Source organism: Vibrio agarilyticus (assembly GCF_012641465.1).
Taxonomy (GTDB): Bacteria; Pseudomonadota; Gammaproteobacteria; order Enterobacterales; family Vibrionaceae; genus Vibrio; species Vibrio agarilyticus.
Genome location: NZ_JABAIK010000003.1, coordinates 62,659 through 82,930 on the forward strand (window position 1 = coordinate 62,659; position 20,272 = coordinate 82,930).

General features: G+C 44.8%; 17 protein-coding genes, 1 pseudogene and 1 riboswitch. Of the genes and pseudogenes, 8 read left to right on the forward strand and 10 right to left on the reverse strand.

The features are described from left to right. Positions 1-480 precede the first annotated feature (480 nt). From HGP28_RS03910 to HGP28_RS03940, 7 genes are all read left to right on the forward strand, one after another. Positions 481-2,340: a glycosyltransferase family 2 protein gene (locus tag HGP28_RS03910; RefSeq protein ID WP_168835151.1), complete on the forward strand. Its 1,860-nt coding sequence runs from the start codon at positions 481-483 to the stop codon at positions 2,338-2,340. Continuing rightward, positions 2,330-3,649: a DUF3131 domain-containing protein gene (locus tag HGP28_RS03915; protein ID WP_168835152.1), complete on the forward strand. Its 1,320-nt coding sequence runs from the start codon at positions 2,330-2,332 to the stop codon at positions 3,647-3,649. The genes HGP28_RS03910 and HGP28_RS03915 overlap by 11 nt, the downstream gene beginning before the upstream one ends. Positions 3,650-3,668: 19 nt before the next feature. Further along, positions 3,669-5,069, forward strand: a complete 1,401-nt coding sequence (locus HGP28_RS03920) for a DUF3131 domain-containing protein (protein WP_168835153.1) — start codon at positions 3,669-3,671, stop codon at positions 5,067-5,069. Between the two features lie 10 nt (positions 5,070-5,079). Beyond that, on the forward strand, positions 5,080-6,462 hold the full coding sequence (locus HGP28_RS03925) for a DUF3131 domain-containing protein (RefSeq protein WP_168835154.1): 1,383 nt from the start codon (positions 5,080-5,082) through the stop codon (positions 6,460-6,462). Continuing rightward, entirely contained in the window at positions 6,459-7,898 is a 1,440-nt protein-coding gene (locus HGP28_RS03930; protein WP_168835155.1) for a hypothetical protein, read from the forward strand. Before HGP28_RS03925 ends, HGP28_RS03930 begins: the two co-directional genes overlap by 4 nt. Positions 7,899-8,165: 267 nt before the next feature. Further along, on the forward strand, positions 8,166-9,014 hold the full coding sequence (locus HGP28_RS03935; RefSeq protein WP_246225546.1) for a family 16 glycosylhydrolase: 849 nt from the start codon (positions 8,166-8,168) through the stop codon (positions 9,012-9,014). Between the two features lie 95 nt (positions 9,015-9,109). Next, the gene (locus HGP28_RS03940) at positions 9,110-10,420 is read left to right on the forward strand and encodes a glycosyltransferase family 2 protein (protein ID WP_168835156.1); all 1,311 of its coding nucleotides are present in this window, start codon (positions 9,110-9,112) and stop codon (positions 10,418-10,420) included. 274 nt (positions 10,421-10,694) lie between these two features. Here HGP28_RS03940 and HGP28_RS03945 read toward each other — a convergent pair whose 3' ends face one another. Together HGP28_RS03945 and HGP28_RS03950 are read right to left on the reverse strand one after the other, a co-directional pair. Beyond that, positions 10,695-11,033 (reverse strand): Hpt domain-containing protein, encoded by a 339-nt coding sequence (locus HGP28_RS03945; protein WP_168835157.1) that lies wholly within the window; start codon positions 11,031-11,033, stop codon positions 10,695-10,697. After that, complete coding sequence (locus HGP28_RS03950; RefSeq protein WP_168835158.1) at positions 11,030-12,676, reverse strand: response regulator; 1,647 nt, start codon at positions 12,674-12,676, stop codon at positions 11,030-11,032. The genes HGP28_RS03945 and HGP28_RS03950 overlap by 4 nt, the downstream gene beginning before the upstream one ends. Positions 12,677-12,812: 136 nt before the next feature. Between HGP28_RS03950 and HGP28_RS03955 the strand changes: the two genes are divergently transcribed. After that, positions 12,813-13,106, forward strand: coding sequence for a hypothetical protein (locus HGP28_RS03955; protein ID WP_168835159.1), 294 nt, complete (start codon positions 12,813-12,815; stop codon positions 13,104-13,106). A 72-nt stretch (positions 13,107-13,178) separates the two neighbouring features. On the opposite strand, the gene thiE is transcribed toward HGP28_RS03955, so the two are convergent. The 8 genes and pseudogenes from thiE to trmY form a co-directional block, all read right to left on the reverse strand. Further along, on the reverse strand, positions 13,179-13,832 hold the full coding sequence (gene thiE, locus HGP28_RS03960; RefSeq protein ID WP_168835160.1) for a thiamine phosphate synthase: 654 nt from the start codon (positions 13,830-13,832) through the stop codon (positions 13,179-13,181). Then, entirely contained in the window at positions 13,832-14,626 is a 795-nt protein-coding gene (gene thiM / locus HGP28_RS03965; RefSeq protein WP_168835161.1) for a hydroxyethylthiazole kinase, read from the reverse strand. Before thiM ends, thiE begins: the two co-directional genes overlap by 1 nt. Before the next feature lie 11 nt (positions 14,627-14,637). Beyond that, positions 14,638-15,342 (reverse strand): thiaminase II, encoded by a 705-nt coding sequence (tenA, locus tag HGP28_RS03970; RefSeq protein ID WP_168835311.1) that lies wholly within the window; start codon positions 15,340-15,342, stop codon positions 14,638-14,640. Next, positions 15,342-16,301 carry an ABC transporter substrate-binding protein gene (locus tag HGP28_RS03975; RefSeq protein WP_439333833.1) on the reverse strand — a complete coding sequence of 320 codons (960 nt, stop codon included), beginning with the start codon at positions 16,299-16,301 and terminating at the stop codon, positions 15,342-15,344. The genes tenA and HGP28_RS03975 overlap by 1 nt, the downstream gene beginning before the upstream one ends. A gap of 2 nt (positions 16,302-16,303) precedes the next feature. After that, positions 16,304-17,029: pseudogene (locus tag HGP28_RS03980) on the reverse strand (ABC transporter permease); the annotation flags it as partial. A 76-nt stretch (positions 17,030-17,105) separates the two neighbouring features. Beyond that, complete coding sequence (locus HGP28_RS03985) at positions 17,106-17,867, reverse strand: ABC transporter ATP-binding protein (RefSeq protein WP_246225548.1); 762 nt, start codon at positions 17,865-17,867, stop codon at positions 17,106-17,108. A 13-nt stretch (positions 17,868-17,880) separates the two neighbouring features. Continuing rightward, positions 17,881-18,744, reverse strand: a complete 864-nt coding sequence (thiD, locus tag HGP28_RS03990) for a bifunctional hydroxymethylpyrimidine kinase/phosphomethylpyrimidine kinase (protein WP_168835163.1) — start codon at positions 18,742-18,744, stop codon at positions 17,881-17,883. 76 nt (positions 18,745-18,820) lie between these two features. After that, a riboswitch (TPP riboswitch) is annotated at positions 18,821-18,977 on the reverse strand. 450 nt (positions 18,978-19,427) lie between these two features. Beyond that, positions 19,428-20,027, reverse strand: a complete 600-nt coding sequence (trmY, locus tag HGP28_RS03995; RefSeq protein WP_168835164.1) for a tRNA (pseudouridine(54)-N(1))-methyltransferase TrmY — start codon at positions 20,025-20,027, stop codon at positions 19,428-19,430. Positions 20,028-20,272 lie beyond the last annotated feature (245 nt).

The following is a 20,272-nucleotide window of genomic DNA, read 5'->3' on the forward strand; positions in this document are numbered from 1 at the left end:
ATAGACGGTCTATGCTCAGAGGCTTCGTTCGTTTGCCATCGACCTGCAACGCCAAGCTGTTTAGGTATATAAGGATGGCTATCTACTTTATTTTTCATTAATGTTTTTTGTCAATAATATGGCCTTGATATTTATATATTAATATTTTGGTTTTTATCTGGGAATTTTTAAACATTAATGTATTTATCTTGCATGAAGTGTTTTTTTATCTGGCGCTGAATTTTAGATGGGTGTTTAAAAATCATGAATTATAGATTTTTAGACTTAGAAAGAGAGTGGAATTGTCATCTAATTTTAACCTTAGGTTGATTGTGTATATCCACTTGAATCAGCATTGATTTTTTAGAAATTACGGGTCTGGCTCTTACAAACCTTATTACATGGTTTATCTATGTTTACGAAGTTCTCAGAGGCTTTGTTCGCTTGCCGCCTGCCAGCAACTCCAGGTTGTTTGGTTTTACTTGTTATGGAAACCGTTAAATGGATAATTATTTTAAAGCATTTGAGCATCGGCTTCCGCCAGAGCCAGTTCCACATAGCATTTCAAGAGAGTTGCTATATCAATATTTAGCAACATGTAATTTAACTTTAGGGATCTGGTATTTAGGCTGGCGCTGGATGTTTGCGTTAAACTACGACGCGCTTTGGTTTTCGTTGCCATTGGCTTTTGCAGAATCCTGCGCGTTCATCGGTTCAATGTTATTTACCTATAATCTCTGGCGCACTGACGATGAGCCAATTCGAACGCCACCCTACCGAATGGCCGAGTGTACCAACGATGAGATGGATGATCGTCCTCTGAGCGTTGATGTCTTTTTCCCTAGCTATGATGAAGAACCAGAGCTGGTCAAATTGAGCATTTTAGATGCGCAAAAAATCACCTACCCTCATGATGTTGAGATAAATATCTTCATCCTGGATGATGGTCGCCGACCTGAAATGGAAGCGATGGCCAGCGCAATGAATGTTGGTTACATCACTCGAGAAAGCAATATCGGTTTTAAGGCAGGCAATTTGCGTAACGCCATTGAGCGAACCAGCGGTGACTTTGTCGTGATTTGTGATGCCGACACGAGGCCATTTCCTACGATTTTAGAAAATACCTTGGGCTATTTTCGAGATCCGACAGTGGCGTGGGTGCAAACGCCACAATGGTTTTTTGATGTTCCCGAAGGGGAGCGCTTGCCTGAGTTTTTGTCGCGGAAGTTAGGACGTTGGTCGCGATTTATTGGCCGTGGTATAGAAGCGGTATATGGCCCCGTTACTCTTGGTGATGATCCTTTTGTGAACGACCCGCAAATGTTTTACGACATTATTCAGCGCCGCCGCAATGGTGCAAATGCTTCTTTTTGTTGTGGTGCAGGTTCGATTCATCGTCGTGAAGCGGTAATGGAAGCGGCGTTACGTGCTTATGCTGAGCAAATTACCAAAGAACAAGATGAAGTTGAAAAGCAAATTCGCAGATTAACCAAAGAGAGCAAGGTCGATGACAGCATCTCGGAAAATTTGCGGAATGAAATCTTGTTTGATACAGAATTTACGCCATATAAGTTTCATGTTTCAGAGGATTTATATACCTCAATTGTGCTGCATTCAGACCGTGAAAGAAATTGGCGGTCCGTGATGCATCCTCGCGTTGAAAGTAAAATGTTATCTCCTCAAGATTTGCAAACTTGGACAGTACAGCGCTTTAAATATTCCGGAGGTTCGATTGATATTTTTATGAACGATAATCCGGTGTTTCGTAAGGGACTAACACTAAAGCAGAAATTAATGTATGGCGCGAGTTTTTGGTCAAATTTGTCAGCCATTTGGAACATTATCTTTCTTGCTTGCCCGATTATTTACTTTTTGTCATCAATCGCGCCAGTAGATGCTTATGATGTTAATTTTTATATGCATTTTCTTCCTTTTGTTTTGACTGCTGAGCTAGCAATGATGGTGGGTACTTGGGGTGTTGATGGTTACAAAGGAAAAACTAATTTTCTCGCATTTTTTCCAGTTAATTTACGCGCATTATGGACGGTTTTACGTGGAAGAAAAATCAGTTTCCCTACCACACCAAAGGAGCGGCAAACTGGTAACTTTTTTAAGCTGGTGATCCCCCAAGCAAGTGTTTTTTTCCTTAGTTTATTTGCCTTGATATTTGCATGGAGTGGCCACATGACTGGTCTTTGGGGAGATTATTCATTTGGCGGATTAGTCTTAAATACGTTTTGGATAATGAATAACATGTTCGCAATGTGGGGCATGATGGCAGCCGCATTTTGGCAGCCACCGACAACCAATAAGGAACAAGAAGAAAATCGCTCTTCAGAGGAGTTGAAGTATGGCGTTTAAAAAATCGTTCGTAAATGCACGTCACCATTTGGTTTTTATCTTGGGGCTAGCAACAGCACTGGTGATAGCGTTCAGCATCGAAAGTCGAGAGTCTGGGCGTGTATTAGGGAATATTACGTTTGATGTTCCTGAAGATATCCCTTTTAAGTCAAGCCGAATATTAACCACCGAAGAATATGAATGGGCGAATGTCGCTTGGCAATATTTTGAAAATAACTACCAGGAAAATACAGGGTTAGTTAACTCGGTGGACGGCTACCCGTCGACCACCATGTGGGATACAGCATCGTATTTGATGGGGTTGATTGCAGCAGAGAAAGTCAACGTAATCACGACGGATATATTCAAGCAACGGATGGAGAAAGCTCTCACAACCTTGGCAAGATTACCTTTAGTTGATGGTAAGCTGCCTAATAAAGCTTATAACACTCGAACGTTGGAAATGGTGGACTACACCAATAGCCCAAAAGAAAATGGTATTGGTTGGTCGGCGATTGATATTGGCCGAATTCTCGTTCCACTTAATATTCTCATCTGGCAATACCCTGAGTTTAATCGCCAAGTCAATGATGTGCTAAATCATTGGCAAGTCAGTGCCATGATCATTGATGGCTATTTATATGGCGCGCGCCCGGCCTCGAATGGTGAGGAGATGGAATTGGTGCAAGAAGGTCGTATTGGTTACGAAGAATATGCTTCAAAGTCGTTAGCACTGATGGGGCGAGATGTGTTTAATTCAATGAAATATATCGACTATTTAGAGCTTGTCAGTGTTTACGATATTGATATTCCAACCGATCGTCGCGATCCTGCTAAATATCACGCTCATAACTATGTTGTTAGTGAGTCTTACATACTTGATGGTATTGAGTTTGGCTCAGATACCGTATCAAAAGTGTTTGCCCACCGAGTTTATCAAGCTCAAGAAAGACGGTTTGAAGATTTAGGGATCTTAACCGCAGTCAGCGAGGATAATGTCGATCAGGCTCCTTATTTTGTTTACAACACGGTATTTTCCGATGGGAAAAAATGGAATGCGATTTCTGATGATGGCAAAGATCAGTCTCATTTAAAAACATTGTCTACCAAAGCCGCTTTTGGGTGGTATGCCCTTTATGATGCTAAATATACCGATCTTTTAATTGATGAGGCTTCAACGCTGTTTTCAGAAGAAAAAGGGTGGTATTCCGGTCGTTACGAGTCTGACGGAAGAATTAACAAAGCAATCACAGCGAATACAAATGGAATTGTTTTGGAATCATTAGCCTATATTGAAAATGGTCCATTGCTCAGCGTTGGTGAGAAATAATAACTTAAAAGGAATAGCTATGCGTGCAATATGTGTTGGCCTTATCGCATTAGCGGTGACAGGTTGTGGCAATAAATACAACCATTTTACGGATGATGTCGTTGAACGCAAAAACCATTGGAATACACCAAAACCACGCCAAGGGCCATTGACAGAACATGAAATGGAGATGGCTCGTATTGCGTGGAAATACTTTGAAAACAACTATCAAGAGTCAACTGGGTTAGTGAATGCGGTAAATAACTACCCATCGGTAACGTGGTGGGATGCCGCTTCCTATCTAGCGGGTATGGTAAGTGCTTACGAACTGGGCATTATCGAGAAAGAGACGTTTGATAAACGTTTGGTGCGATTTCTAACCACGCTAAATCAGCTTGATTTGTTCAAGCACGAACTGCCCAATAAAGCCTACAACACTCAAACGGCAGCAAAAGTGGATTACGGAAACCAACCTGGTGAAATCGGATATTCCGCGTTAGATTTGGGACGATTAATGATTTGGCTTTATATCATTAAGCACCGGTATCCTGAGTTTGCCACCAGTATTGACAACGCAGTGTTGCGCTGGAATTTCTGTAAAGTCGTTGATGAAAACGGCACTATGTTTGGGGCATTGCTCGAAGAAGGCAAGGAAGTTCAATATTTACAGGAGGGTCGTTTAGGTTACGAAGAGTATGCCGCGAAAGGATTTGAACTGTGGGGTTTTAATACTGAGCAAGCCGCAATGCCAGAGCCTTATGCCACGATAAATCTGTATGGTTATGATGTGCCTTATGACACTCGCGATCCAAGAAAATTAAAAGCACACAGTTATGTTGTGACAGAAAGTTACGTCTTAGATGGTATTGAGATGGGATGGGATCTGGTCAGCGACCGCTCTCCTCATGATGAACGATACTCTCACGATTGGATAGCAGAATTTGCCTTACAGATTTACCGAGTGCAAGAGGAGCGCTATCGCCAAACAGGGATTATTACGGCACGTACTGAGCATCAGCTCGCTGGAGCACCATACTTTGTATATGACACTATCTATACTGATGGTTTTGCATGGAATACCATCTCTGAAGTCGGTGAATTCTTACCTCAATTTTCTGCGGTTGCAATAAAAGGCGCTATGGGGATGTGGGTGCTTTGGGATACACCTTATACCGATTTGCTTTTTGATCATGTTTCAACAGCCTACGACAGAGAAAAAGGATTTTATGAAGGGATTTTTGAAAATGGTACTGGGATTATTAATACTTTTACATCCAATAATAATGGTATCACGCTCGAAATTTTACTTTATAAAGCACAAGGGAAATTGCTTAAGTATAAAGATGACGTAGCTCCCAGCTTGTGGGAAAAAGCACTCGAATCGCCTTTTGGATACGAAGGACAATGCCTGCCACGTAAGAAAGTTAAGTACGTGAAATAAAGGTTAGTGAATGCTAAGGTGTTTCGTAGTATTAGCACTGACCTTCATGGTATCTGCTTGTGGTGTAGTATATCGCGGGATTAATAGTGGATTAGACACCATTAGCCAATCTCAAATGATTCGACAAGGTCGTTATGGTGAGTTAACGGAAGAGGAACTTGCCTGGGCGACTATTGCCTGGAAATACGTCGAAAATAATACGCAAACAGCTACGGGATTAGTGAATGGAATCGATAATCTACCAACTACGGATATGGATGGATTAGCGGATTATTTGGTGTCACTTTTGGCAGCGAAACAGTTCGAATTTATTACTAATAAACAATATGACGAACGATTGACGTTAGTGCTGACATTTCTTAATGAAATGTCATTGAGTCAAGATCAAGCGCCAAATAAAGTGTATAACACTGAAAGTGGCGACAAGGTCAATTTTGCTAATCAGCCAGATGATATCGGTTGGTCTTCATTGGCAGTGGGACGTTTATTAATAGCCCTTTCTATTGTGCGTCAGCATTCGCCCGAGTTCTCAGAATATATCGATAAGGCGGTATTGCGCTGGAATTTCTGCGAACTTATCAGCCAAGAAGGTGAGTTGTATGGCGCGCGAATAGAAAATGGTGTTGTTCAGAGATACAAGGAAGGGCGCTTAGGCGTCGAAGAGTACACTTCCTATGGTTATATTGATTGGCAAATTGCACCAATAAAAGCCATGAATCTGGAGCCTTACAATGTTGCAACCATTTACGGTGTGGACATCATTTTTGATGGGCGCGATCCTCGAGTTTATGAAATGCTCCGACCGGTTTACTCAACACCCTATTTGCGTTTGGGTTTAGAGTTCAACTGGGACTATCTACGTGACCCCTATTCTACGGATGCCACGCACACGAACCATAACCTCTCTGCGATGGCCGATGCGGTTTATCAAGTCCAAGAGCAGCGTTGGGAACAAGACCGAATTTATACCGCTCGTGGCGAACACATTACGTCAAAAGATCCCTTCTTTGTTTATGATGCCATTTATGGCTTAGGCACGCCGTGGATAACGCTGGCCGATGATGGTAGCTCTCATGATCACCTAGCGCTCGTTTCAACTCGGGTGGCTTTTCAGATGTGGGCTCTATGGCGAACCGATTATACCAAGCGATTAATGACACTGGTCAAGGAGCTGTATGATCCTGAGCGCGGTTGGTATGAGGGACGTTATGAACTCACGGGAGCTTATGAAAAAAGTTTAACGCTAAAGACAAATGCTGGTGTACTGGAAGCACTTTTGTACAAAGCGAACGGCAAGTTGCATAAAGGAAGAGACTCTCGAGCTTATCGAGATGTTCGTTTTCAATCTCGTTTCGAACACCCTGGACACTGTTTAGTGGAGACATTTCGATGAGATGGCTGACTTTGCTCGTGTTTTTGTTTCCTGTGGTTGCAAATGCGTTATCCCCATTCGCACTCGAGCTTTTCGGCTCACCAACACTTTTTGTGAGTCAAGCTCGGTACGCGCAGGCGGCGACCAGTTTTCATTGGCAAGCAAAGCGCGTGTTAAGCTCCGAGAAGACCATTGGCAGTCAGCAGATGTGGCAACTTGCGGGATTAGCTGAAGCACTTGCGGCGATGTCTGCAGAAAAGGCTTTGGACTCCGCAGCATACCAATATTGGGAAAATAGCCAACGTTATTTTTTGCTCGGTGATACGTCATGGGATGAAACGCAAGCGAAAATCTATCAAGAATATCAACGGTATCATGCTCCGGAATCAATTGAGGGCGCAGATTGGCTTCAACCGTTTGTGGACGCGAATATACAAGAACAATTGATGACACTGGTTGATATTTGGCGTTATCAGCTTCACTTATTTGAATTTAATCATCCAAGTCGTGAACTTGGTATACGTAAAACCGTCACGAATCAGCCTAATGTCGTTAAAGCACTGCAATCCGAGAGTATAAAGACATTCTCAGCAACTCCAACTCAACCTGCAAACGATATCAAAAGTAATATTCAGCAAGGTGCGACAAAACCGAGAACTTTTAGCCTTAATCAAGATTTGCTCATTGTCGATCCTAGCACTCCAAACGAGTTGAGTGTGGTGACGTCAGAAAATGAGCTCGGTGCACAAACAGAAAATAATAATCTGATTGATGTGCCGAACAATGATGCAGTGCCTTCGCGCAAGGCGCGCCAAAATGTGAAACAAATAACATCGACTCGTTCAGCGGATCCAATAGTGCAAAGGACGTTCACCCATGGTCGAATCGATAATGATGGGACTCGCGCACCGCCAATTGGGCCAGCGGCACAAGTACTCCGCACAGTCCCATTGAGTTCCCATGTAGTAAAAAATGTGCCAGCCCTGAAACAGCATATGCTCTCTCAAGAGAATGCAAATGGCGAAGAAAGTCTATCGGTTGAAAATCGAAACGTGCAGGTTTCAGCGCTCGAAACGAAATCAAAAGAACTTAAGTCAGCGGATCATAAGACAAAGAGCAAGCAGGTACCATCAACGCAAGACTCGACAACATCAACCGAGCTTGATGATAGTGAGGTGATTGTAGTCACACCTATCGAAAGGCCAATGGTCATTCAGGTCAAAAATGAGATTGAAGAAATCATCGTTGATGACGTGCTAGCACAGCCGGCAGTCGCAGATGTGCCTAGTTCACGAGCAGAACTTGAGCCAATAGATGCTTCATCGTCACTTGAAGCCCCAGCTCCATCGAGCCATCCGGTAACGCAGCGATATCGAGCCAATTTAGCCCCCGATGACACACCTAACGTAGACGCGCGGCAAAAACGCTCTTTCAGCCCCGTTGTAGAAATTGATTAAGAACAACCAACAAAGACTGAGGTTGAACGACGAACGAGTGTGATAAATGGGTGATTCGTTGCGTATAAAAACGCAAATTATCTTTAGCAGATTATGCTTGTACTTGAGTATACAACTTGAAGCTGTAGATAAATGACCGCTGAACAAGCCTCTGAGCACTTTGGGAACATAGGTAAACTATGTCATAAGGTTTGTCAGTGCCGGTCAACAACGCTGCAACTTCATGAGGGAAGGGTATAACGTAATTTACTGCATTGGGATTGATTTATGTTAGGTTGTGATAAACATGTTGCCGAAAGATTCGTCTTACGGGGTTTACCCTTGGCGGGTTTTAGTGTCATTTTAGGACTTATGCCTGCGATGGGAGTAGATGCAAAAAGCTTTGCCGATCCGTTGACCAAATTAGACAGTGAAAACTGGTGGATTGCGGATGGCTGGGCCAATGGGTTTCCATTTTTAAACCGCTGGAGCGCAGAGTCCATCTCCTTCTCTGAGCATGGATTGGCAATATCTCTTGGACCGGATGGTCATCAGATCAGTAATAACGAACGTTTCCAGCAGGGAGACGCAATTGATCTTGTCGGGGGAGAATATCGAACACACGGTTTCTACGGTTATGGGTGCTATGAAATTGAAATGAAACCTGTGCGAGCGCCGGGCGTCGTAACTTCTTTTTTTCTGTTTGCCGGACCGTATGATAAACCCAAGAATGGAAACGGTATTCATAATGAAATCGATATTGAATTTCTTGGTTCAAATACCAATATGGTCCAGTTGAATTTTTGGACTGACGACGATGCTTATGCAAACAGTCATGAAACGTTAGTGTTTTTAGATTTTGACGCATCACAAGCATTTCATCACTATGCGATTGATTGGGGGCCGAAAGCTATTGAATGGTTCATTGATGGACGTTCGGTAATGAAATTTGATGATAGCCCTTACGATCCCATTCCAAAAGTAAGTAGCTCAAGATTGCGTGTGATGGCTAATGTATGGGCGACTCACCCTAACATCTCGAATTGGGCGGGTTTGTACGATCAGAGAAATTTACAGCAGCATGTTGCGGAATATCGCAATTTTCGTTTCACTGCTCGTAAGCGTTGTCATTTTTAAATTTAATGCTGCCATCACTTTGTTATGCAACTGGTTTGATACTAAGCTTTTTTTAGTAACTTTCTATAGCGAAAACAAAATAGCAAGGTGGTGGTATGGCACTTCATACGTCAACAGGCAATTTTCTTAATCTTCTAAACAGTTCTCATCAGCATTTTGACTTAACCGATCATTCTCATCAGCGGCGCTTACTGTTTTTAGCCGACGAGTTATTGAAGCTGACATCAGTAAGCGTGGCGCAATTGCAGCAAGCTGCAACTGTTCACAACGCGCCTATCGAATTTCGTTTAGCTGTAAAATTGGTTGAATCCCGCCGAATGCTCACTCGGTTGACCGAACCGGTTAACGTTGCTGTGGTTTACGCTATGTGGGGGGAACATAACCGCTTACTGCCTAAGTCAGCAACCAATCTTAACGGCGAAGATGCGCTTCGCGTTAAGATTGAGCAGTTGCAATGGATCACTAAAGGCACCAATGTGAATTGGCAGTTGATTGCGGTTGATGATGGTTGCCCACACGGTAGTGCGCAATTAGCGCGAGAGATTTTGCAAGAATATCCAAGCTCAGTATCGGTACGCGTTGAAATACTGGAACTTGCGGCTGCATTGCCAGCTCAATCTGGTCCACTGCGCAATCTAGAATCTGCGGATGATTCGCGCAAAGGTGGTGCGATTATATTGGGGTGCGAGCGTGCGTTAGAGCGTCATGCTGACGCGGTTATTTATACTGATGCGGATAGCTCTGTTCATTTAGGCCAAATAGGGTTATTGCTGGCACCTTATGTTCACGAAGGCGCTGAAGTTGTATTGGGTAATCGTAAGGATCCACTGTCAATTTTGGTCAAGCAAGAAGCGCGTTGGGGCGTCGGTATTAAAAGTTTGCGCCACATGCAACGCATGATTGGCCATGCCATCTTTGAGCAAGGGATCAAGGACACGCAAGCGGCTTTTAAACTTTATAGCCGAAAAGCATTGGAATCCATTTTACAAGCACCAACAGTGTATGACTTTTCATTCGATACCGATTGGATTTTTGCCGCTATGGCTGAAGAGTATACCTTTACTACCGTGCCTTTTGCGTTTATTGACTCAGCTGCCGAGTCGGCGTCAATCGTACAAGGTCCAATGACCACTTGGTATGTTTTGCTTGATGGTCTGATTAAGTCCGCTCAGGCGCGAGGTGTTGAATATAATCAAGAAATGGCCGCGGTTTTTTACAGTGAAATTGAATCTCACCACGATCTTGAATTGATTATTGATGTGTTACCGCCAGAATTGGCGCATGTTGATGATAAAGCTTTGGGAGACGCTTCAGTGATGTCGCCTCAAGCGATGCGAAATTGGATTTTAAGTGCAAAGGCGTTAGAACAGAAGTTGGAACAGATGTCAGCGACGCTGCCATCCTAATGGTGGCAATGCAGATATACCCGTCCTACTTGAAGTTGCAGCGCTTTTTGTTAACGAGATAGGGACGGGCACTTACAAACCTCACCACATAGTTTATCTATGTTCATGAAGTGTCCACTAAGTGCTCAGAGGCTTTGTTTGCTGGTCGCTTACCTGCCTCTTCAAGTTGTTTGGGTATAAGTTGGCTGTATGCATGGATGTATTTACCCCATGAATTGTGCTCATGGGGTCTTATTCGATGACCGCTTTTGCAATCGTGAATAACCCGCGAGGCTTACTCTGAATGAGCAAGTAAGGCTTCTTCGATCTGTTGGTTAATCAAAGCGATTTCTTTGAGCACTAATGTCACATCGTCAGCATCGGGTGCCTGGGCTTGAGCCGCACCTTGCTCCATTCTTTCTAGCACAGGAACGGCGATTTCCTCCCCTAAACTTGCCAAGATCCCTTTTAATGTATGCACTAAGTGGTGCAGTTCTTGCCAGTTTTTGTTGGCGATAGCTTGGCGGATTTCATTCACGGAATCAAAGTGATCTTCTTGGTATGCCGATAGTACGGCAAAAATGACCTCTTGATCATTATCTAGATAGCTGTTCATAACATCAAAATCAATCATAGTGGCTCCGCTGGTGTTGAGATACTAAATGCTGTTGGCGGCGCAGTGAGAGGCGCCCGGTGTTGGTGTATTTTCAACCATCTTCCCCAATTAGGAGGAAGGTGCAATTGATTGAGTTCATCGCGATATTGATGAGTTTGTTTGTTGTTTTTCAACTTGTTCTGTGCGCGGTGCATGTAATGCATCTTTGCTTCGGCTGAATAAGGGTATTGCTGTAGATGAACCTCTAGATCGTGAATGTCATTGGGGGGTGTTACTGCATCGTTGACAAACTCTGCTTGAGCACACTTAGTGGACTGATGTTGCTGGTTTATTTGCTGCAGTTCCTTGTGCATATGGAACTCGCCGAAATAGAGAAAACTGTTTATGTACTGCTCGAGTAGCAGCGAGGGACAAGCGAAAATATCTTGATAAAAAAAAGAGAGGCTCTTAAACAGTTTCTGGTGAGCGAGAAACGGATTTTGTTCATGCAGCAGAATATGGGTTTGAAATAGCGTCACTGCGGCATTGAGCTGAGCAATACGTTGAGGGGTTAATCGTCGTAATGCGACTTGAGCAAAGTTGCTAGTATGTTTTAAAAGCAGTTTTTTTGATTTGTTTTGATCTGTTGCGGTATAGACTGAACCGAGATCGTTAAGATAACTGAGCACCGCATTAAGCCAATTTTGATCTGCTAGTGATATATGGCCAGCAAAGGTATAGCCAATTTTGACTAGCGTTTCTTTTTGTTTGAGTTGAGCGGCAAGAAAGCTGGCGCGAATGGCGCGTTTACTGATACTCGGTGTGAGTTCAAACGCTTTTATAGCCCATTTTAATGCCATTGGATGGTTGTGATTTTCTTGATAAAGCAAGCTGAGCTGGTCGAGTATGCGAATCGATAGTGGATTCTCAATTAAGAATTGATGCAGTAATTCAATCGCAGAACCAACTTCCCCGTGATGCTGGAGCACGACCGCTTGCGCAATCGCTTTTGTTGCATGGTTGCTCGTCTGCGACTGGGTTAATGCTTCTTTAAGGAGCAATACATTCGCATTACTCATTAAATCATCAAGGATCAGGGCTTCATGGGCAATTGCAAAGCGCGGATGAACAGGTTGATTTAGTGCTTGCTTTAATATGTCAAAGCGCTCGATTGGCAGTAGCGGGCCGAGCGCTTCTTTGAGTTCGATTTCGCCAAGAATTTGATCGATTTTTTCTTCAAGATGGCGCGTTTTAATTGGCTTTGAAATAAAGTGTTTGACCTTACCTGACAACGCGGTTAATACGGTTTGTTGTGTTGCGTCACCCGATATAATCAAAATACCAACTTTGTCATTTAATCGTCGATTTTGATGCAGTACTGAAACCAATTCAAAGCCATTTAGCGCCTGTTCGAGATGGTAGTCGATGATCAGTAGATGGAAGAAATACTTATCGAGTAAAGGTAACGCATCTTCATAGCGAACGACGGAATAGACATTATCCCGGTGTAGGCCCATGCTGACTAACTGCTGTCTTACTAACACCGCGGCAGGTCTTGAATCATCAATAATGAGGACTTTTAATTCTGTTGCACGTCCTTTTATCACAAGAGACTCCATGTAGATAGCGATGGATTGTATCGACGGCATTAAACCGTAGCGAGTATTGATATACCCACGCATCTTGAGGTTACTTGGGTATACGCACACTGTTGATTATAGTGCATGGAAATAAAACGCAAGAATTTAATCCTGAACGACATAAACTCGGTTGTTGCGTCTAACCTAAAAAGGATGGTCAATGGATGAGGAGGTTTAAATGATATCGGTACACAGGGATTACGTTTTGGCAGACACATCTTTAATGCATATTCACATTGAGGTTAATCCAACGGGGAAGTTGGATTTAAAGGTTTGTGAGACGCAAGTGCACCATGTGACTGAATTTGACAATATCCGTTTTGATGTCGGCCAAAATAAAACGGTGCTATTGGGGACGGATCACAGTAATCCATGGCAATACACTTTGTCGTCAAAAGACGCCGTCGAGTTGAATCATCTTATCGCAGAGGCAAGTGAGCAGTTGGAGATTTTGTTGCGTGATCTTGTGTGATTTACCAATTTTAAGTAAGACGAGGATACCCTAATTGAGGCTTTGTTTGGCATCAATTAGGGCTGGTTGATATCAACGTTTACCGTGATGCTGAGCGATAAGTTGGCGCAAATCGTGCGCTGCCTTTTGAGGATCCTTGGCGTGAGAAATAGCGGATACAATGGCAAGGCCATCAACCCCTGTTTCACAAATTGACGGTACATTACTGCTGTCAATCCCACCGATGGCAACAATTGGTAGCGTGCAGTGGTCTAACGCATAGCGCAATCCATTCAGACCCCAATAGGTTTGCGTGTCGGTTTTGGTTGCGGTTGGATAGATAGCGCTGAGCCCAATATAGTCGATAGGCAAATTGGCGCACTCTTGTAACTGTTGATGATTTTCAATCGAGAGTCCAAGCAGTTTTTCATTACCGATGAGCTGTCTTGCCACGGCAGCAGGCATATCCGTTTGACCGAGATGGACACCGTCTGCGTCGACCGCAAGCGCAACATCCACTCGGTCATTGATGATTAAAGGGACATGAGTCCCTTCAAGTGCTTTTTTCACTGCAAAGGCTCGAGCCATAAACTCTCGAACATCGCCATGTTTTTCGCGCACTTGAACCATAGTCACTCCACCAGCAACAGCTTGACGAACCACGTTAACCAAGGTATCTAGGTCTTGTTTGTCGTCGGTAACCAAATAGAGTAAATAGGGATTAGGCGCGTGATTTAAGTGTGACATTAGGGGGTCACCACCATAGCGAGTCGCGCTGCGAGTGTTTCAGCATTTAACTGATACAGCGCATCAAGTAGATGCATTTGCAATGAGCCTGGTCCTTGCGATTGCTCAGCCGCGATTTCACCGGCAACGCCTAGCACTGCAGCGGCGGCAGCTCCACTCATTTCACCAACAGCAGCAAATGCACCAGTGAGCGCGCTAAGTGTACACCCCATCCCCGTCACGTGAGGCATCATGGCATCGCCATTGTTGAGCGAGATGGTGTGTGATGGTGTGACGATATAATCTGTCGCACCTGAAATGACCACATTGGCTTGATACGTCGTCATCAAATGACGAGCGGCATCCAGCGCGGCCTCACTACTGTCGAGTGCATCAACGCCTTTGCTTTTCGACATTTCTCCCGCAAGAGCAATCACTTCTGAAGCATTGGCGCGAATAATAAGCTGGTTAGCAAGCTGAGCAAACTCTCGTGCTGTCTCGGTGCGAAGTGCGCTGGCACCGCAACCAACGGGGTCAAGTATCACTGGTCGATGATTGACATTGGCTTGCTCGATGGCAAAGCGCATACGAGGGATCCATTGGCTGTCTAGTGTGCCAATGTTGATCACGAGCGCGCCACAAAATGACATCATCTCGGCCATTTCTTGTTGTGAGTGAGCCATGATTGGCGACGCGCCAAGGGCCAGCAATCCGTTGGCCGTATTATTCATCACAACATAGTTGGTGATGTTCACCACGAGTGGTTTTTGTTCCCGCACTTGATTTAATGCGTTAATGATCGATTCAATATTCATGCAGACATTCCTTAAGCTTTGGTTACATTGTTTTGAATTGCATTAGCGCGGGTCAAAACGGCATCAAGGCCTTGCTGCCAGAATGCCACTTCCATTCGAGTTGCGGTTCGAAAAACGTGGATAAGATTTTGCCCACGTGGACTGTGTAGATCAATCTCGGCTAATAGTTGGTCAAAATGGGTGGCACCTTTGGCAGCGCCTTGTTGAAATTCCTCGCCGCTGTATAGTGCTAGCCAACTTTGATAAAGATTATTATCCCAAACGGTGGTTGAGGCTTCACCAAGCATTTTTCCAATTGCGGCGTAGCCAATTGAACAGGGCGCCAGCGCCGCATAGAGTTCGACTAAATCCCCAGTCATTCCCGCGTCTAAGACATAACGTGTGTATGCCACGGTGCCGAAATCTTCGTCTTCATTTTCGAGATCATATTCACTCAAGCCCCAATTGGCACAGTATTGAACATGGTGCGCGATTTCAGAATCAAGTAACGCGTGAACGCTAGGAAGCGCGCGACGCATATCCTCCAGTGTTCGCGCTTTATAGATCGCCAGAGCATAAGCTCGGGCATACTGTTTTAGAAACAGAAAATCTTGTTTTAGATAGTGCAAAAAGCACTCAGGTGCGAGCGTGCCAGCAGCCAATTGTTGTACGAATGGGTGCTCCGTATAGGCCTGCCAATCGGGTTCACAAGCTGAGATCAAATCTTGATAACGCATCATTGTAGCTCCAGCACATAATCTTGTGCTTTAGGTAGTGAGGTAATAATTTTTTGGCTGTACATAAAGTGGGCGTAGTCGTCGTAGCGTTTCAGGTCGACAGCAGCAGGTCGCAATGCAAAGCGCGTTAGAGTATCGCGCCACGCACGTTGATTTAATTCATTGTTTAAGGTGTCTGGTGCATAGGCGACAAATTGTTGCCACGATGCTTCAGGGTGATTGACGATGTACATCGTGGCTTTTTCAATCGCTGCATTAAAGCCTTTTAGCGCTTGAGCATCATAGGTATTGGCGTTGGCGACAAACACCAATTCGTCATAGCTCGGCACACCAAATTCTTCAGGGAAAAAGGCTTTTGCTTTGTAGCCTTCTAATGCTAATTGATTGGTTTCAAAATTGCGCAGCCCCCCCCAGATGGCATCCACTTTTCCAGAGGCAAGCGATGAGGAAAGCGCCCAACCAATATTAATGGTTTCGACCTCATCATACGCAACATCTACGCTACGAAGCATGGTGCCAATGGTCGCTTCTTCATTGCCGGCGATAGCAATGCCAATCTTCTTATGCTTTAAATCGGCCAATGAGTCGATTTTGCCGTTATCAAGTACCATTAATGTGTTGAGAGGCGTCGCAATAAGTGTCGCTGCTCGTACCAAAGGCAATCCTGCTGCAACATCAATGGTTAAGCTGGGCTGATAAGAAATGGCCAAATCCACTTTGCCTGCCGCTACTAACTTAGGTGGGGTGCTTGGATCGGCGGGCTCTTGAATCACAACATTGAGCCCTTGTTCGCTAAAATAACCGCGTTGTTTGGCGATAACGATAGGACCGTGATTTGGATTAACGAACCAATCCAACATTAACGTCAGATCTTGATTCGCCGCTTGTAACGGTAAGCTAATAAGACTAATAAAGGCGAGCGAAATCGTGGATAATAGTTTCACTTCATTTCTCCTAATGGTTATTGATTTTCCCAAGGGATCAGAATCTTAAGTAATTTATCGGTAACGAAATATAAGGTGATAGAGAGCACCGCGAGAATAAATAAGGCGGCAAACATTTCGTCGATGATCATGCGAGCATTAGCTTGCAACATTAAGTAGCCCAAGCCGCCGCTGGAGCCGACCCATTCACCAACCACGGCGCCGATCGGTGCGATTACGACCGCAATACGAACGCCAGAAGCGAGAGTCGGCATGGCTGCTGGAAGTTGAATTTGGCGTAAACGTTGCCAGCGATTGGCGCCCATTGTTGTGGCCAAATCAAGGTAGCCGCGCGGCGTGTTGCGTAGGCCGTCATAACAGCATGTGGTGACTGGGAAAAAGATAATGATTGCCGCCATAACCACTTTTGAGCTAACACCATAACCAAGCCAAAGCATTAATACCGGAGCAATAGCAAAAACGGGTATCGCTTGACTGGCAATCAAAATGGGCAGTAACCAGCGTTTGAGCGGCTCAAACAGCAGCATTTGCAAGGCAAAAAACAGGCCCATGCTTAAGCCAAGGAGTAGGCCAAGAAAGATCTCTTGCGCGGTTATCCAAGTGTTCTTCAGTAGGACCTCTTGGCGCGTAAGCAATTTATGTAACACATCATGCGGCGCAGGCAGTATAAAGCTTGGCATCTCAAATAATACCACCACCAGTTGCCACGTACCGAGCACGAAGAGCGCGCTGATCAGTAAGCGAGCCGCTGAATGAGAAAGCAGACGGCGAATCGAGCTAGGATGTGATGTGCTTAGAGGAGGAAGGGAGGCGTTTGCGTTAGGCATAATCGTGTTCCAATTGCTCTAAAATCGTTTGTTGCAATTGCGCACTGGCAGCGTCGATTTTTCTTGGCGGTAATGTGTTAGGCAAGTCAAGCTCGATACAATGCGCGGGCGTTCCCTGCATTACATACAACTTATGAGCAAGGCGGATCGCTTCTTGTGGATCATGGGTGATTAATACGACGGTTCTATCTTTTAGTAGCTGTGCAGCTAAGGTCTGTAATTTATAGCGAGTGACGGCATCGAGTGCAGAAAAAGGCTCATCCATTAGAACAACGGGGCGGTCTTGCATTAAGGTTCGAGCTAAAGCCACACGTTGCCGCATGCCACCGGAGAGTTGGCTGGGCTTGTCTTGAGCGTGCTCTGCAAGTCCAACCTGTTCGAGCAGTTGATGTGCTCGCGTTAAATCGTCTTGAGTGAGCGTGTCAGTAAGCCGGCGCTCGAGGCAGACATTATCGAGTACGTTAAGCCAAGGCAACAAGAGATCTTGCTGCGCCATATAGGCAATACGCCCATCGAGAGGTTTGCCATCACTGACCGCAGTTTGACCCTGCCAGTGCGCGTCTTCGGATAGTAAGCCCGCTAAATAGCGCAGTAAGCTGGTTTTCCCACAGCCACTGCGACCTAATAAGCAGCTCCATTGACCTTTTGGCAAGGTCAATGAGAGATCGTGCAATGTCGGCGCGGTATTACCTCGGTAGTGCAAATGACCGTGTGTGATAGTAATGCCGAGCGCGAACGTTGATGGATTCATCATATTGGTGCTCGGTTTAGTCATCATTTTCGACCAGATCTTGGTGATTAGGCCGACACTGCGGTTGGTTGAGTTTGTAAAAATGATGAACCGGACCATGACCTTGGCCTATCACCAGTTCATCGGCGTGGGCAATCGCGGCAGTGATGTAATGCTTAGCTTCAACAACGGCGGACTGCAAATCGTGCCCTTGAGCAAGATAAGAGGCAATCGCAGCCGAAAGGGTACAACCTGTGCCGTGGGTATTTCGTGTGGCGATACGCTTACTGGTCAGTTTTTGGGTTGCATCGGGCAAAATCAGCAGATCATTACTGTCACGGCTTGTTTCTAAATGCCCCCCCTTGAGCAACACCGCATCACAACCAATTTGACGCAGCTCATCAATCAATTGGGTCATCTCTTGCTCTGTGTTTGGTACTGGCAAACCGGTTAATGCTGCACCTTCAGGCAAATTCGGTGTGATTAGGTTAGCCATCGGCAAAAGGGTGGTTTTTAGTGTACTAATCGCTGACTGTTCAAGCAGTAAATCACCACTGGTTGCCACCATCACAGGATCGACAACGAGAAATGGCGGCTGATATTGCATCAGTTTTTTTGCTACCGCATGAATAATGGCACTGTCTGCGAGCATACCCACTTTTACCGCGACAACATTCAGATCGCTAAAAACCGCATCGAGTTGATGCTCAACATGCTCAATAGGAATTGGAAAAATAGCGTTAACACCCAAGGTATTTTGCGCCGTAATTGCCGTAATGACTGAGCAAGCGTAGCTGCCAGTGGCTGAAATAGCTTTGATGTCTGCTTGAATCCCGGCGCCACCGCCACTGTCAGAGCCAGCGATAGTCAGTACGATAGGGGTCTTGGAATTTACGTTCATTAGCGCTCCAGTTGGCGCGATAGAACGTCTTCAAACACAGGAGATCAAGGCAATAAAAGGCTTAGATCGAGTTGTGTTTCGATGAAGCATAGTTCCCTACGCCAGTGTTAACTGATTCAGGTTCAACGGGTTTCGCTCAGCGATCTCAGCCTGATGTCAACATAGTTAATAAGGTGTGTTACTTCATCACCTTGCGACAACTAAAATGACCATCGGCGCCCCGACTATAAAACGTGTTCATCACGATATGGCGTGAAAACAACAGAATGATAACAGGTCTCATTGGGGAAAGGGATAGAAAAACGCGATTATTTAGTGAGTTATACCCAAGTAACCTCAAGATGTATGGTTCAGCGAGAATGACTTGGTTTATCAGTGAGGCGAGGATTTAAAGATTGAGTGGTTCTCAATCGAAAATCGTCAACAAAGCTGATGAGCCAAGACCTTGTTTATAACAAATAGGGCCCTTTGGGAGCCAATCACTGAACCGATAGCTGTGTTAAATAACTTGAAAATAGACTCGCTATTTCACTGCGTTGTTTGCCTTGCTCTCAGCCCAGTGAGCCGGCTCTGAATCCAGCATCTTGAAGTCACTTGGGTATAAACAGAGGAAATAAAAAATAGATGCGTCGTATAACAACGCGTCTATTCTTGTTCCACTTGAAGCTTAACGTTGGGAGAATTTAGCTTTCGCGAATGTCGAGCTCGTTATGAATTAACACCACGCACTGCGAAGCAAAAAGCATTTTGGGGCCAAGACTGATTTTTTCTGTCCCAAGGCGCTTTAAGCTATTGAACGATTTTTTGGGCATTGGAATATGATCGGTCAATAAAAAGCAAGGGTTGGGTCCAATCTCCGCGTCTCGAACAAACTCGCCCTTTTTATCGAGCATATATAAGTTATGAGTTTCTGAGAGTTCTAGAACCAATCGTTCAAAGCTGATTGTTCGAACGGTTACGCCAGCCTCGACATTACGACACTCTTCTTTGCCCATACCAATTGAAGCGTCTAACGCTCTAGCGACCATGGCGATTAATGTGGCTTCGTGAAACCCACCGACATTGGTGATGTCATTCGCGTGAACCGTGATAGTGCGCGAAAAATCTTTTGTACTTTCGAGCACTAAGTGAACGATGACATCTTCGCGATGTGATTGCGCCACAAAAAGGGTGTTCATTAGTGTGTGCGCTAAAATTTCAGTGTGCGCTTCTTGGCCAACGCCCTCCAATAACGCTTTGCTGGTGGTAGGGGCGGCGCGAGCACGTAAAACAAAAGAGCGCATAACAAACCTTCTGGCTGTAAAGAGAAATAGGCGCGGAGTATACCCTGTTCAACGAACGACTTGAAGCTGGTAGGGTTCAATACCATTCATACCTGTTCTACTTGCAACTCCAAGTGGTTTTGCAAATTGAAACGCATTTTGCAAATGAAAAATCACGCAAGCTTAAAAAAACAGCAAAAAAAGCGTCATTTTTCGCCAATTGGTACTATAAAAATTGGCACATAATGTGCAAAATAGCGTGTGAC

Excerpts from the sequence above, each read along its gene's own strand:
- HGP28_RS03910 (WP_168835151.1), top strand. The coding sequence starts at position 481 with ATGGATAATTATTTTAAAGCATTTGAGCATCGGCTTCCGCCAGAGCCA.
- HGP28_RS03915 (WP_168835152.1), top strand. The coding sequence starts at position 2,330 with ATGGCGTTTAAAAAATCGTTCGTAAATGCACGTCACCATTTGGTTTTT.
- HGP28_RS03920 (WP_168835153.1), top strand. The coding sequence starts at position 3,669 with ATGCGTGCAATATGTGTTGGCCTTATCGCATTAGCGGTGACAGGTTGT.
- HGP28_RS03925 (WP_168835154.1), top strand. The coding sequence starts at position 5,080 with ATGCTAAGGTGTTTCGTAGTATTAGCACTGACCTTCATGGTATCTGCT.
- HGP28_RS03930 (WP_168835155.1), top strand. The coding sequence starts at position 6,459 with ATGAGATGGCTGACTTTGCTCGTGTTTTTGTTTCCTGTGGTTGCAAAT.
- HGP28_RS03935 (WP_246225546.1), top strand. The coding sequence starts at position 8,166 with ATGTTAGGTTGTGATAAACATGTTGCCGAAAGATTCGTCTTACGGGGT.
- HGP28_RS03940 (WP_168835156.1), top strand. The coding sequence starts at position 9,110 with ATGGCACTTCATACGTCAACAGGCAATTTTCTTAATCTTCTAAACAGT.
- HGP28_RS03945 (WP_168835157.1), bottom strand. The coding sequence starts at position 11,033 with ATGATTGATTTTGATGTTATGAACAGCTATCTAGATAATGATCAAGAG.
- HGP28_RS03950 (WP_168835158.1), bottom strand. The coding sequence starts at position 12,676 with ATGCGTGGGTATATCAATACTCGCTACGGTTTAATGCCGTCGATACAA.
- HGP28_RS03955 (WP_168835159.1), top strand. The coding sequence starts at position 12,813 with ATGATATCGGTACACAGGGATTACGTTTTGGCAGACACATCTTTAATG.
- thiE (WP_168835160.1), bottom strand. The coding sequence starts at position 13,832 with ATGTCACACTTAAATCACGCGCCTAATCCCTATTTACTCTATTTGGTT.
- thiM (WP_168835161.1), bottom strand. The coding sequence starts at position 14,626 with ATGAATATTGAATCGATCATTAACGCATTAAATCAAGTGCGGGAACAA.
- tenA (WP_168835311.1), bottom strand. The coding sequence starts at position 15,342 with ATGCGTTATCAAGATTTGATCTCAGCTTGTGAACCCGATTGGCAGGCC.
- HGP28_RS03985 (WP_246225548.1), bottom strand. The coding sequence starts at position 17,867 with ATGATGAATCCATCAACGTTCGCGCTCGGCATTACTATCACACACGGT.
- thiD (WP_168835163.1), bottom strand. The coding sequence starts at position 18,744 with ATGAACGTAAATTCCAAGACCCCTATCGTACTGACTATCGCTGGCTCT.
- trmY (WP_168835164.1), bottom strand. The coding sequence starts at position 20,027 with ATGCGCTCTTTTGTTTTACGTGCTCGCGCCGCCCCTACCACCAGCAAA.